The organism is Bradyrhizobium sp. 521_C7_N1_3, assembly GCF_052075975.1.
Lineage (GTDB): Bacteria > Pseudomonadota > Alphaproteobacteria > Rhizobiales > Xanthobacteraceae > Bradyrhizobium > Bradyrhizobium japonicum.
Genome location: NZ_CP197232.1, coordinates 3932334 through 3945932, shown reverse-complemented (window position 1 = coordinate 3945932; position 13599 = coordinate 3932334). Strand labels below are relative to the sequence as shown.

10 protein-coding genes are annotated in these 13599 nt (G+C 65.7%); 9 read left to right on the top strand and 1 reads right to left on the bottom strand.

Annotated elements, in window-relative coordinates:
• The first annotated feature begins 72 nt into the window (after window positions 1-72).
• From AB7008_RS18150 to AB7008_RS18125, 6 genes are all read left to right on the top strand, one after another.
• Window positions 73-264, top strand: a complete 192-nt coding sequence (locus AB7008_RS18150) for a hypothetical protein (RefSeq protein ID WP_014496678.1) — start codon at window positions 73-75, stop codon at window positions 262-264.
• 50 nt (window positions 265-314) lie between these two features.
• Window positions 315-965 (top strand): hypothetical protein, encoded by a 651-nt coding sequence (locus AB7008_RS18145; RefSeq protein WP_028155562.1) that lies wholly within the window; start codon window positions 315-317, stop codon window positions 963-965.
• A 317-nt stretch (window positions 966-1282) separates the two neighbouring features.
• Window positions 1283-2278, top strand: a complete 996-nt coding sequence (locus AB7008_RS18140; protein WP_304493485.1) for an NAD(P)H-dependent flavin oxidoreductase — start codon at window positions 1283-1285, stop codon at window positions 2276-2278.
• 25 nt (window positions 2279-2303) lie between these two features.
• Window positions 2304-3272, top strand: a complete 969-nt coding sequence (locus tag AB7008_RS18135; RefSeq protein ID WP_441259190.1) for a quinone oxidoreductase family protein — start codon at window positions 2304-2306, stop codon at window positions 3270-3272.
• Between the two features lie 255 nt (window positions 3273-3527).
• Window positions 3528-4901, top strand: coding sequence for a cation-efflux pump (locus AB7008_RS18130; protein ID WP_441259189.1), 1374 nt, complete (start codon window positions 3528-3530; stop codon window positions 4899-4901).
• Between the two features lie 228 nt (window positions 4902-5129).
• The gene (locus tag AB7008_RS18125; RefSeq protein ID WP_441259188.1) at window positions 5130-7460 is read left to right on the top strand and encodes a PAS domain-containing sensor histidine kinase; all 2331 of its coding nucleotides are present in this window, start codon (window positions 5130-5132) and stop codon (window positions 7458-7460) included.
• A gap of 105 nt (window positions 7461-7565) precedes the next feature.
• Here AB7008_RS18125 and AB7008_RS18120 read toward each other — a convergent pair whose 3' ends face one another.
• Window positions 7566-8459 (bottom strand): LysR family transcriptional regulator, encoded by an 894-nt coding sequence (locus tag AB7008_RS18120; protein WP_014496684.1) that lies wholly within the window; start codon window positions 8457-8459, stop codon window positions 7566-7568.
• A gap of 224 nt (window positions 8460-8683) precedes the next feature.
• Between AB7008_RS18120 and AB7008_RS18115 the strand changes: the two genes are divergently transcribed.
• The 3 genes from AB7008_RS18115 to fdhF are packed head-to-tail and all read left to right on the top strand — an operon-like array spanning window position 8684 to window position 13597.
• Window positions 8684-9160 carry a formate dehydrogenase subunit gamma gene (locus AB7008_RS18115; protein ID WP_014496685.1) on the top strand — a complete coding sequence of 159 codons (477 nt, stop codon included), beginning with the start codon at window positions 8684-8686 and terminating at the stop codon, window positions 9158-9160.
• Window positions 9157-10713 carry a formate dehydrogenase beta subunit gene (locus AB7008_RS18110; RefSeq protein WP_038931652.1) on the top strand — a complete coding sequence of 519 codons (1557 nt, stop codon included), beginning with the start codon at window positions 9157-9159 and terminating at the stop codon, window positions 10711-10713. Before AB7008_RS18115 ends, AB7008_RS18110 begins: the two co-directional genes overlap by 4 nt.
• Before the next feature lie 10 nt (window positions 10714-10723).
• The gene (fdhF, locus tag AB7008_RS18105; RefSeq protein WP_441259187.1) at window positions 10724-13597 is read left to right on the top strand and encodes a formate dehydrogenase subunit alpha; all 2874 of its coding nucleotides are present in this window, start codon (window positions 10724-10726) and stop codon (window positions 13595-13597) included.
• The last annotated feature ends 2 nt before the right edge of the window (window positions 13598-13599 follow it).

Below are 13599 nucleotides of genomic sequence, written 5' to 3'. Positions count from 1 at the left end.
ACGTCCTTTTGTGAAGCGTGTCTGGGGGCACGGCACTGCCGTGTTTGGACTAAACCTTCTAGGGGTATCACTGTGAAGAAGATTGTAATTGCTCTGGGTGCGACGCTTGCTCTGGTGACGGCTGCGAACGCTGCGGATCTGCCGCGTCGCCAGCCCGTCTATCCTGCGGAGCAGGCGCCGATCGGCAAGATGCCGATTGGCAAGAGCCCGATTGGAAAGGCCCCGATCGGCAAGGCGCCCGCCCCGGTCGCTGCGCGCTACTGATAGCGGCATCGCTGCATCAGTGTAACGGCCGGCAGTCGAGGGGGCACAGCGTGAAGAACAAATCTGATCAATCGGGATCCTGCATCCTCGCGGGATTCGCCCTCGCGGCGATGCTCGCCTGCACGACCCCCTCGGCCTCGGCCCACGAAGCGAACAAGCGCGTTGCCGATGCCGATGCGCTTGCTACGACCGACTCCGCATCACGGCCGGCGCCGCAATCGACGCGGCGCCCCGTCGCACGCGCAGAAAAAGGTCCCTACTACGTCGACTTCCGCGCGCGGACGGCGGCGAGCTGGGGCCATGCGTTCGTCTGGTACGGCAAGACCAGCGAGCGCGCCGTCGAAGTCGCGGGCCTCACGCCCGCCGGCGACACCTGGGCTTATGTGCTCGGTCACCTCACCTGGGTGCCAGCCGAAACCGGCGCGAGCTACGGCGATCTCGATCCGGACTATCTGACCGCGAACTACCGCGTCTACCTGAACGAAGCCGACGCCAAGCGCGTGTTCGCCTACATCAAGAAATTGCAGGCGAGCTCGCCGGTCTGGAATGCCGAGACCACCAACTGCACCGGCTTCATCGGCGACATCGCCGAGTTCATGGGCCTGCAGGTTCCCTACCGCTGGCAGCGCCCGGAAAACTTCGTCAACAGCCTCAAGGAAATGAACGGCGGCCGCCAGATGGTGCGGCTGTCGGCGGAGTAGCCGTTCACTCCATACTCGGTGTCATTGCCCGCGAAAGCGGGCAATCCAGTATTCCAGAGACAGCGAGGCTAGAGCCGAGAAGCCGCGGCGTACCGGATACCCCGCCTTCGCGGGGTATGACGGTGGAGTTTGAGGAAAGAGCTTGCCTCATCGGGCAACGGCGCCCCTCGATTATCCGCTCTACGGAATCCCCTCACTCCCCGCATGATCGCCCCGCCCCCACCGCACGGCGCCGCAATAGACATTTCGCGACCCCGGCGGCATCCTGCCGCCATCAACCGATAACAGAGCGCCACGCGAGGCGGGGGAAACAGATCATGCTGCAGACACGGTTCACAAAGCTCGTCGGCGTCGAGCACCCGATCGTCCAGGGCGGCATGCAATGGGTCGGACGCGCCGAGCTGGTCGCCGCGGTCGCGAACGCCGGCGCGCTCGGCTTCATCACGGCGCTAACCCAGCCGACGCCGGAAGACCTGACCAAGGAGATCGCGCGCTGCCGCGACCTCACCGACAAGCCCTTTGGCGTCAACCTCACCATCCTGCCCGCGATCAAGCCGCCGCCCTACGCCGAATACCGCGCCGCCATCATCGAGGCCGGCATCACCGTGGTCGAGACCGCCGGCAACAAGCCGCAGGAGCATGTCGACGAGTTCAGGAGGCACGGCGTCAAGGTCGTGCACAAATGCACCAGCGTCCGCCACGCGCTCTCGGCCGAGCGCATGGGCGTCGACGCCATCTCGATCGACGGGTTCGAATGCGCCGGCCATCCCGGCGAGGACGACACCCCCGGCCTGATCCTGATCCCGGCCGCCGCCAACAAGGTCAAGATCCCGATGATCGCCTCGGGCGGCTTTGCCGATGCCCGCGGCCTCGTCGCCGCCCTGGCGCTCGGCGCCGAGGGCATCAACATGGGCACCCGCTTCATGGCGACCAAGGAAAGCCCGATCCACCAGCTCATCAAGGAGAAGATCGTCGCCAATGACGAGCGCGAGACCGAGCTGATCTTCCGCACCATGCGCAACACTTCGCGCGTCGCCAGGAACGAGATCTCGACCAAGGTCGTCGCCATGGAGAAGGAAGGCGCCAAGTTCGAGGACATCCGCGAGCTCGTCGCCGGGGCCCGCGGCAAGATGGTCTACGCCACCGGCAATTCCGACGAAGGCATCTGGTCGGCGGGTCAGGTGCAGGGCCTGATCCAGGACATCCCGAGCTGCGCCGAACTCGTCTCGCGCATCGTGCGCGAAGCCGAAGCCATCATTCGCAGCCGGCTCGAAGGCATGATCGCTCATCCGAGCGCACAAGCCGCTGAATAATCACTGCAAGAAGCGAGAGTAATTCATGAAGGCTTATGTCTACGGCCCTGACGGCGCTGCGATTTCCGACGTCGCTCAACCAAAGCCTAAGGGCACGCAGGTGCTTGTCCGCGTCCGCGCCTGCGGGTTGAACCGCGCCGACACCGGCATGCGCAAGGGCCACGCCCATGGCGCCGCCGGCGGTGCCGGCACCGTGCTCGGCATGGAATGGGCCGGCGAGGTCGCCGAGCTCGGACCGGATGCCAAGGGCGTGAAGGTCGGCGACCGCATCATGGGCTCGGGCGGCGCGGCGTTTGCCGAATACACCCTGGCCGATCACGGCCGGCTGTTCCGCGCGCCCTCGAACATGAACTTCGAGGAAGCCGCCACCCTGCCCGTCGCGCTCGCGACCATGCACAATGCGGTCGTCACTGTCGGCGGCATTCAGCCCGGCCAAGCCGTGCTGATCCAGGGGGCGAGCTCCGGCGTCGGCCTGATGGCGATGCAGATTGCGAGGCTCAAGGGCGCCAAGCTCGTGATCGGCTCGTCGACCGATGCCTATCGCCGCGGCCGGCTTAGGGAGTATGGCGCCGACCTCGCCGTCGACTCCTCCGACCCCAAATGGGTGGACGATGTGCTGAAGGCGACGAACGGCGAAGGCGTCGACCTCATCGTCGACCAGGTCTCGGGCAAGATCGCGAGCCAGAACCTCGCCGCCACCAAGGTCAAGGGCCGCATCGTCAATGTCGGCCGGCTCGGCGGCACCCATGCCGATTTCAACTTCGACCTGCATGCCGCACGTCGGATCGACTATGTCGGCGTCACCTTCCGCACCCGTACCATCGAGGAGGTCCGCGAGATCTTCGACGAAGTCCGCAAGGACATCTGGGGCGCGGTCGAGTCGCGCAAGCTGCAGCTGCCGATCGACAAGGTCTACGCGTTCGCCGACATCGACAAGGCGTTCGAGCACATGGAGGCGAACAAGCATCTGGGGAAGATCGTCGTGACGCTCTAGCGGCGGCGGGAGAAGAGTGACTGCGCAACCACTCTCTCCCCTCGTCATGGCCGGGCTTGACCCGGCCATCCACGTCTTTGCCGCGTGGTACGAAGAACGTGGATGCCCGGGACAAGCCCGGGCATGACAGAGCTAGGAGCAACGGCCCGCATTCATTCAGAAGCATTCGCAATAGCTTCGCTCCTGCAACTCACTCGCGACTACAGCTGTGGATCGTCGCTTGATGTTCAGCCCTAGGCTGCTAAATCCCCGGCCATGAGCGCACAGCACAACAAGACCTCGGTCGCCGCGATCTCGATCTTCGCCAGCGGCGGCATGGCGGCGGCCAAGTTCGCGGTCGGCATCGCGATCGGCTCGCTGGCGCTGATTTCCGAAGCCCTGCATTCCTCGATCGACCTGGTCGCGACCATCATCACCTGGGCGGTGGTGCGGGTGTCCGACAAGCCGGCCGACGAAGAGCACCATTACGGCCACGGCAAGCTGGAGAGCATCTCCGCGCTCGGTGTCACCGCCCTGCTCTACGTGCTGGCCGGGGGCATCCTGGTCGAATCCTACAGCCGCCTGCGCGAGGGAACTCCGCCGCCGACCATCTCGGCCGTACCGTTCGTGGTGCTGGTGATCGACATCGTCGTGAACCTGTGGCGTGCCCGCGCCCTGCATCGTGCCGCGCGGGAGACGCGCAGCCAGGCGCTCGCGGCGGACGCGCTGCATTTCGCCTCCGACGTGCTCGGCTCGTTCGCCGTGATCATCGGCCTGATCCTGGCCGCCCTCGGATTCTGGTGGGGCGACGCCGCGGCCGCCGCCGCCGTCGCCGTGATGATCGCCCTGCTCGGCCTGCGCATGGCCGGCTCGACCGTGCAGACGCTGGTCGATCGCGCCCCCGAGGGGGCGCAGGAGAAGGCCACGTCCGCGATCCTTGGCGTGCCCGGCGTGATCGACGTCGAGCGGCTGCGGCTGCGCATGGTGGGCGCGACCACGTTCATCGACACCATCGCGAAGGTACCGCGGACCTATCCGATCGACCGCGTCGAGGAGATCAAGCGCAAGGCGCAGGCGGCGGTCGACAAGGCATTCGGCGACGCCGACCTCACCTTCACCGCCGTCCCCGTCGCGCGCGACAACGAGACCGTGCGCGACCGGATCATGGTCATCGCACACAATTCGGGCCTCGCCGTCCACCACGTCACGGTGCACGACCTCGGCGCCAAGCTGATCGTCGGCATCGACCTTGAGGTCGACGCCGGGATGCAGCTCGACGCCGCCCATGACATCGCCAACACGCTGGAGCGCAGCATCCAGGAGGAGTTCGGCGCCGACGTCGAGGTGGACGTGCATATCGAACCATTGGAACCGGAACTGCCGTTCGGGGTCGATGCCGTGCCGGAACGGGTGCGGGCCATCGCCTCCGCCCTGACCGAATATGCCGCCGGCGGCGAGATCTACGACATCCACAATGTCCGCGTCCGCAACACCGACGCCGGCGAGATCGTCAACTTCCACTGCCGTGCCACGCCCTCGATGAGCGTGATCAAGGTGCACGAGCATGTCGACGCGATCGAGCGCGCGCTCCGCCGCGCGTTCCCGAGCGTGAAGCGCGTGATCAGCCACGCCGAGCCGCCGCGGGCGTGACGCGAAATGTGCGAGGGGTCACACGTTCTCGTTTCGGACTCGCCGCGCACGTAAGTTTGCGGACGCGCGACGCGCAAACTGCGCATTGGATAAGAATAAATTCACGTTAACGATTCGTTGACTCTCGACAGCCTGCGAAAACTGGATTCAAATCGGTCATGATTCGGAAGCGATGTGGGGCTGCTTCCGAACTCAAGTTGCAAGCAGGTTTTCCAGGGGGCAGAAGGCATGTCGCGTGCAGACGCCGCGAACGCGTGCGTCCAATCCGATTCGATCAAGGGATTGGCGCAATCGATCGCGAAACCTGCCTATCATCGGCTCCTGATCGCGGAGCCGGCGCTGCGTCGCGCCGTGCCGACGCTGATCATCGCGTTCCTGATCACGATCTGCCTCGGCGCGTTCGTGCAGGTCGTCGATCAGACGCGCCAGAAGCGGCAGGTGCTCCGCCACGACATCTCGGCGCTGGCCGACCTGCTCGCTGAACGGATCGATCGCCTGACCTCCTCGCGGCAGGAACGGCTCAAGAACATCGAGAACCTGCCGACGCTGCTGCCCGATCTGATCCCGTCCTGGGGCACGGCCTCCGGCCGCCACGTCGTCGTCACCTCGGCCGGTATCGACCGCCGCATCCTCGCCCGCATTCCGATCGACCGCGACCCCTCGGGCAACGACCGCCTGCTCGATGCGATCACCACGGCGCAACTGCTCGCGGCGCCGCCGCGCGACAGCAACGTCTCCGACATGACCCTGCCGAACGGCAACGCCGCGATGGTGACCTCGCGGCAGATTAAGTCGCTGCCGGGCCTCGTCACCGTGATCCAGGAGCGCAACGAGCCGATCTGGGGCTCGGACGCCGCGCTGTCGGTGACGCTGTCGGCGACCACCGGCTTCGTCGTCCTGATCCTCGGCTTCGCCTTCCACTGGCAGTCGACCCGCGCTCGCGAGGGCGACCTCATCAACGACGCCGTGCGCGGCCGCATCGACACCGCGCTCAACCGCGGCCGCTGCGGCCTGTGGGACTGGGATCTGTCGCGCGGCCGGATCTTCTGGTCGCAGTCGATGTTTTCGATGCTCGGCCTCGACGGCCGTAACGAGCTCCTCACCTTCGGCGAGGTCAATGCGCTGGTGAAGTCCGACGACATCGACCTGTTCGAGATCGCCGACCAGCTCATCTCCGAGAAGATCGACCATATCGACCAGACCTTCCGCATGCAGCATGTCGACGGCCACTGGATCTGGCTCCGCGTCCGCTGCGAAAAGACGCGCGGCGCGACCGATTCCAGCGTGCACCTGATCGGCATCGCCGTCGACATCACCGAGCAGAAGAGCCTCGCCGAACGCACCGTCGAAGCCGACCTCCGCCTGCGCGACGCCATCGAGACCATTCCGGAAGCCTTCGTGCTGTGGGACGCGAGCGACCGCCTCGTGCTCTGCAACTCGCACTTCCAGCGCCTGCACAAGCTGCCCGACAGCGCCGTCATCCCCGGCACCTCCTACGAGACCGTGCTCGAGGTCGGCCGCATGCCGGAGGTGCGCACCCGCCACAACGAGACGGCCAGCCAGGGTCCGGGCGCACGCACCTTCGAGGCGCAGCTCGACGACGGCAGCTGGCTGCACATCAGCGAGCGCCGCACCAAGGACGGCGGCTATGTTTCGGTCGGCACCGACATCACCCGCATCAAGGAGCACGAGCAGAAGCTGGTCGACAACGATCTGCGCCTGCGCGCCACCGTCATCGACCTGAAGCGCTCCCAGGCCGCCCTCGAGCGCCAGACCAACGAGCTCGCCGACCTCGCCGAGAAGTATCAGCGCGAGAAGACCCGCGCCGAGGAAGCCAACCAGACCAAGTCGAAATTCCTCGCCAATATGAGCCACGAGCTGCGCACACCGCTCAACGCCATCATCGGCTTCTCCGAGATCATGGGCTCGGGCATGTTCGGCGAGCTCGGCTCGGAGAAGTACCAGGAATACTGCCAGGACATCCTGACCAGCGGCCATTACCTGCTCGAAGTCATCAACGACATCCTCGACATGTCCAAGATCGAAGCCGGCCGCATGAAGCTCGACATGGAAGAGCTCGACCTCGGACAGACGCTCGCGGAATCCCTCCGCGTCGTCTCCGGCCGCGCGCAAGACAAGCATCTGACGCTCGACGCCGGGAGCGAGAAATCGATCTCGGTCGTTGCCGACCGCCGCGCGACCAAGCAGATCATCGTCAACCTGCTCTCCAATGCGGTGAAGTTCACGCCCGACGGCGGACGCATCGTGGTGCGCAGCCGGCAGCTCGACGACAAGATCGTGCTGCTGATCGCCGATACCGGCATCGGGATCGCGCCGCAGTCGCTGGCACGGCTCGGCCGCCCCTTCGAGCAGGTCGAAAGCCAGCTCACCAAGACCTATCACGGCTCCGGACTTGGACTTGCGATCGCGCGCTCGCTGGCGCAGCTCCACGGCGGCTCGATGCGGCTGCGCTCGAAGATCGAGGTGGGCACCGTCGTCCGCGTGACCCTGCCGCGCGATGCGATCAAGGCGGCGTCCGGGATGTCGGCTGCGGCTTAGAGCATTATCGTTCTGATTGAATCACAACCGAAGCTCTGGATTCCTGTTTTGACGCGTTTTCTTCACGCGAACCGGTATCCACGTCGCTCGAAAACGCTGTAGACCCTACAATTGCAGTGACGGCGCGACTTCGCGCGCAACGTTGACCAGTGCCGCAATCAGCGGCGTCATCGGATCGCGCTGCGGGATTACCATGCCGATGCTGTAATTGACATCAGGGTCGGTGATCGGGATCGAGCGCACCGTGTCGGACAGGCCGAGCGTCTCGGCAAGCTTGGCCGGCATCACGCTCGCCCAGCGCCCCGTCTTCACATGCGTGAACAGCACGAGCAGCGAGTTCGAGGTCAGGGTCGGCGTCGCCTCCGCGCCGACCGAGCGGAGCGCGCGGTCGATGATGCGGCGGTTCTGCATGTCGGGCGTCAGCAGGCACAGCGGCACCTGCCCGACCTCCTTCCACGTCACCGTCTCGCGATCGCCGAACATTCCGTCCGGCGCGGTGAGCAGACGATAGCTCTCGTTGTAGAGCGGAATGGTGCGCACCTTGCCGATCGGCTCGTTCTCGATATAGGTCAGCCCCGCATCGACCTCGAGATTTTCGAGCAGCCCCAGCACCTCGGATGAGGTGGTGGACTGGATGCGGAAGCGCACCTCGGGATGCTTGGCGCGGAACGGCGTCGTCAGCTGGGCGACCATGCCGAGCACGGTCGGGATCGCCGCGATGCGGATTTCGCCGGAGAGCTGGTGTTTCAGCCCGTTGATCTCGTCACGCATGGCGCGGGCATCGCCCACGATCCGCCGCGCCCAGTCCAACGCCCGCTCGCCCTCGGGGGTAAACCCCTGGAAGCGGGAGCCGCGCTGCACCAGCATCACGCCGAGGATCTCCTCGAGCTGCTTGAGCCCGGTCGACATCGTCGGTTGCGTCACGCCGCAGACTTCTGCCGCGCGTCCGAAATGCCGCTCCTTCGCGAGCGCCAGCAGCAGTTCAAGCTTGTCGATCAACCGGTCGTCCCCTCGGATGCCATCGTGGCATGCAAGCTAGCACGGCAGGTCATTACCAACACGGAAAAACCGGCAAGCGGAACGCGATTAATTGCACTTCCGTATCGTCCGATTGCACTTCCAAATCGATCGGAATTCGCAATCGCAGCATGAGACAGCTTTATTGATCTTCGAACGATTCCAAATAGTTTGCGATCAAGGGACGCTCAATCTGAGAACAAAGAATGACAGCGGTTTACGAGCCTTGGGACGAGACGCGCGGCGCCGAGATCATCGCCGAACATGCGAAGCAAGAGGGCGCGACGCTGGTCATCCTGCACGCCCTTCAGGAGGCGTTCGGCTATGTGCCGGAGGCGGCGATTCCCATGGTGGCGCAGGCGCTGAATCTGTCGCGCGCCGAGGTGCATGGTGTGTTCACATTCTACCATGATTTCCGCCACAAGCCGGCCGGGCGTCATGTCCTGAAGCTGTGTCGCGCGGAAGCGTGTCAGGCTGCGGGGGGCGATGCTCTCGCCGCGCGCGCCGAGGCGAAGCTCGGCGTGCCCCTCGGCAAGACCACCGCCGATGATCGCGTCACGCTGGAGCCGATCTACTGCCTCGGACTGTGCGCGACCGCACCGTCCGCCATGCTCGACGGCCGCCTCATTGGCCGGCTCGATGAGAAGCGCCTCGATGCACTCGTTGCGGAGGCCCAGCGATGAGCATGCGTCTATTCGTCTCACGCGACGCGGGTGCGGTGGCCGTTGGCGCCGACGAGGTTGCGCTGGCGCTGGAACAGGCTGCGGCCAAGCGCGGGGTGGCGATCGAGATCGTCAGGACCGGCTCGCGCGGCATGTACTGGCTGGAGCCGCTGGTCGAGGTTGCAACGCCGCAGGGCCGGATCGCCTTCGGCCCGGTCACCGAGGCCGATGTGCCCTCCCTGCTCGACGCTCTCGCCAGCAACACGCCGCATCTGCTGCGGCTGGGCGCGACCGAGGAGATCCCCTGGCTGAAGCGCCAGACCCGTCTCACCTTCGCCCGCTGCGGCGTGATTGATCCGCGCTCGCTCGACGACTACCGCGCCCATGGAGGCTACAAGGGCCTCGAGCGCGCGCTGTCGCTCGGCTCGGATGCGATCCTCGCCGAGGTCACCGCATCAGGCTTGCGTGGCCGCGGCGGTGCGGGCTTCCCGACCGGCATCAAGTGGAAGACCGTTGCGCAAGCGAAGGCCGACCGCAAGTTCATCGTCTGCAACGCCGACGAAGGCGACAGCGGCACCTTTGCCGACCGCATGATCATGGAAGGCGACCCCTTCCTGGTGATCGAGGGCATGACGACCGCCGGCATCACCGTCGGCGCGACCAAGGGCTACATCTACATCCGCAGCGAATACCCGCACGCTGTCGAAGCGATGAACGCGGCCATCAAGGCAGCAAAGCGCGGCGGCTATCTCGGCGACAAGATCGGCGGCTCGACCTACAGCTTCGATCTCGAAGTGCGGGTCGGCGCCGGCGCTTACGTTTGCGGCGAAGAGACCTCGCTGCTGGAAAGCCTCGAAGGCCGCCGTGGCCTGGTGCGCGCCAAGCCGCCGCTGCCCGCGCATCACGGCCTGTTCGGCAAGCCGACCGTCATCAACAACGTGCTGTCATTCGCGGCGATCCCCTTCATCCTCGCCGAGGGCGCCAAGGCCTATGCCGATTTCGGCATGGGCCGCTCGCGCGGCACGATGCCGATCCAGCTCGCCGGCAACATCCGCCATGGCGGGCTGTTCGAGACCGCGTTCGGCGTGACGCTCGGCGAGCTCGTCGACGACATCGGCGGTGGCACGTTCACGGGCCGTCCGGTCCGCGCGGTGCAGGTCGGCGGCCCGCTCGGCGCCTATTTCCCGCGCGCGCTGTTCGACACCCCGTTCGACTACGAAGCCTTCGCCGCACGCGACGGCCTGATCGGCCATGGCGGCATCGTCGTGTTCGACGACAGCGTCGACATGCGCAACCAGGCGCGCTTCGCCATGGAATTCTGCGCCATCGAATCCTGCGGCAAGTGCACGCCCTGCCGGATCGGCTCGACCCGCGGCGTCGAGACCATCGAGAAGATCATCCGCGGCGAGCGCGTCAGCGAAAATCTCGCGCTCGTCGAAGACCTCTGCAACACCATGAAATTCGGCTCGCTCTGCGCACTCGGGGGCTTCACGCCCTACCCCGTGCTCAGCGCATTGAAGCATTTCCGGGAAGATTTCGTCCCGGCCCCGACCACGCTTCAGGCCGCGGAATAGGAGAACGACGATGTCTCTGATCGAAGAAATCGACTACGGCACACCGCGCTCCAAATCGACGACGATGGTGACGCTGACCATCGACGGCAACCAGGTCACGGTGCCCGAGGGCACCTCGATCATGCGGGCCGCGATGGATGCAGGCCACCAGATCCCAAAACTCTGCGCGACCGACATGGTCGACGCGTTCGGCTCCTGCCGTCTCTGCGTCGTCGAGATCGAGGGCCGCGCCGGTACACCGGCCTCCTGCACCACGCCCGCCATGAACGGCCTCGTCGTGCACACCCAGAGCGAACGGCTGAAGAAGCTGCGCAAGGGCGTGATGGAGCTCTACATCTCCGACCACCCGCTCGACTGCCTCACCTGCGGCGCCAATGGCGATTGCGAATTGCAGGACATGGCGGGCGCGGTGGGCTTGCGCGACGTGCGCTACGGCTATGAGGGCGAGAACCACGTCTTCGCGAAATCCCATGGCGAGATCAACGCCGCGTGGATGCCGAAGGACGAGTCCAACCCCTATTTCACCTACGATCCGTCGAAGTGCATCGTCTGCTCGCGCTGCGTCCGCGCCTGCGAGGAAGTGCAAGGCACCTTCGCACTGACCATCTCGGGCCGTGGCTTCGACAGCCGCGTTTCGCCCGGCATGAGCGAGAGCTTCCTCGGCTCCGAATGCGTCTCCTGCGGCGCCTGCGTGCAGGCTTGTCCGACCGCGACGCTGACGGAAAAGTCGGTGATCGAGATCGGCCAGCCCGAGCACTCCGTCGTCACCACCTGCGCCTATTGCGGCGTCGGCTGCGCCTTCAAGGCCGAGATGCGCGGCGAGGAAGTCGTGCGCATGGTGCCGTACAAGGACGGCAAGGCCAATCGCGGCCATTCCTGCGTCAAGGGCCGCTTCGCCTGGGGCTACACCAACCACAAGGAGCGTATCCTCAACCCGATGATCCGCGAGCGGATCGAGGATCCCTGGCGCGAAGTGTCCTGGGATGAGGCGTTCTCGTTTGCCGCTGCCAAGATGCGCGGCATCCAGAAGAAATACGGCCGTGACGCCATCGGCGGCATCACCTCGTCCCGCTGCACCAACGAGGAAACCTATCTGGTGCAGAAGCTGATCCGCGGCGGCTTCGGCAACAACAACGTCGACACCTGCGCCCGCGTCTGCCATTCGCCGACCGGCTACGGCCTGTCGCAGACCTTCGGCACGTCGGCCGGCACGCAGGACTTCGACTCGGTCGAAGACACCGACGTCGCGGTCATCATTGGCGCAAATCCCGCCTCCGCTCACCCGGTGTTCGCGTCGCGCCTGAAGAAGCGGCTGCGCCAGGGCGCCAAGCTGATCGTGATCGATCCGCGCCGGACTGAAATGGTGGAATCGCCGCACGTGAAGGCGTTGCACCTGCCGCTGATGCCCGGCACCAACGTTGCCGTCGTGACCGCGCTGGCGCATGTCATCGTCACCGAGGGCCTCGCCAACGAAGCCTTCGTGCGCGAGCGCTGCGACTGGGCCGAGTTCGAGGAATGGGCCGCCTTCGTCGCCCAGCCGAAACACAGCCCGGAAGCCACCGCGATCCTCACCGGCGTCGATCCGCAGGTGTTGCGTGAAGCCGCGCGCATCTACGCCACCGGCGGCAATGGCGCGATCTATTACGGCCTCGGCGTCACCGAGCACAGCCAGGGCTCGACCACCGTGATCGCGATCGCCAACCTCGCGATGGCGACCGGCAATATCGGCCGCCCCGGCGTCGGCGTGAACCCGCTGCGCGGCCAGAACAACGTGCAGGGTTCCTGCGACATGGGCTCGTTCCCGCACGAGCTGCCGGGCTATCGCCACATCTCGGGCGACGCCGTGCGCGACCAGTTCGAGGCGCTGTGGAACGTCAAGCTCAACCCGGAGCCGGGCCTGCGCATTCCCAACATGTTCGATGCCGCGATCGAAGGCACGTTCATGGGCATCTACGTGCAGGGCGAGGACATCCTCCAGTCCGATCCCAACACCAAGCACGTGGTGGCGGCGCTGTCGTCGATGGAATGCGTCATCGTTCACGACCTCTTCCTGAACGAGACCGCAAACTACGCCCACGTCTTCCTGCCCGGCTCGAGCTTCCTCGAGAAGGACGGCACCTTCACCAACGCCGAGCGCCGCATCCAGCGCGTCCGCAAGGTGATGACGCCGAAGAACGGCATGGCGGACTGGGAGGTCACCATCGCCCTCGCCAAGGCCATGGGCTTCGAGATGAACTACAGCCATCCGTCCGAGATCATGGACGAGATCGCGGCACTGACGCCGACGTTTACCGGCGTCTCCTACACCAAGCTCGACGAACTCGGCTCGGTGCAATGGCCCTGCAATGAGAAGGCGCCGGAGGGCACCCCGGTGATGCATATCGGCGGCTTCGTCCGCGGCAAGGGCAAGTTCATCGTCACCGAATATGTCGCGACCGACGAACGCACCGGCCCCCGCTTCCCGCTGCTGCTCACCACGGGCCGCATCCTCAGCCAGTACAATGTCGGCGCGCAGACAAGGCGCACCGAGAACGTGGTCTGGCATGCCGAGGACCGGCTCGAGATTCATCCGCACGACGCCGAGCAGCGCGGTGTGCGCGACGGCGACTGGGTAAGGCTCGCGAGCCGTGCGGGCGAAACCACGCTGCGCGCGGAGATCACCGACCGCGTCTCACCGGGCGTCGTCTACACCACCTTCCATCACCCGGACACGCAGGCCAACGTCATCACCACCGACTATTCGGACTGGGCCACCAACTGCCCCGAATACAAGGTCACGGCGGTGCAGATCTCGCCGTCGAACGGCCCGTCCGACTGGCAGAAGGCCTATGACGCGCAGGCGCAGCACTCCCGCCGCATCGCGCCGGCCGAGGCCGCGGAGTAACG

What these genes read in the sequence shown, in the direction of transcription:
- AB7008_RS18140 (WP_304493485.1), top strand. Translation starts at nt 1,283, where the DNA reads ATGCTGCAGACACGGTTCACAAAGCTCGTCGGCGTCGAGCACCCGATC.
- AB7008_RS18135 (WP_441259190.1), top strand. Translation starts at nt 2,304, where the DNA reads ATGAAGGCTTATGTCTACGGCCCTGACGGCGCTGCGATTTCCGACGTC.
- AB7008_RS18130 (WP_441259189.1), top strand. Translation starts at nt 3,528, where the DNA reads ATGAGCGCACAGCACAACAAGACCTCGGTCGCCGCGATCTCGATCTTC.
- AB7008_RS18125 (WP_441259188.1), top strand. Translation starts at nt 5,130, where the DNA reads ATGTCGCGTGCAGACGCCGCGAACGCGTGCGTCCAATCCGATTCGATC.
- AB7008_RS18115 (WP_014496685.1), top strand. Translation starts at nt 8,684, where the DNA reads ATGACAGCGGTTTACGAGCCTTGGGACGAGACGCGCGGCGCCGAGATC.
- AB7008_RS18110 (WP_038931652.1), top strand. Translation starts at nt 9,157, where the DNA reads ATGAGCATGCGTCTATTCGTCTCACGCGACGCGGGTGCGGTGGCCGTT.
- fdhF (WP_441259187.1), top strand. Translation starts at nt 10,724, where the DNA reads ATGTCTCTGATCGAAGAAATCGACTACGGCACACCGCGCTCCAAATCG.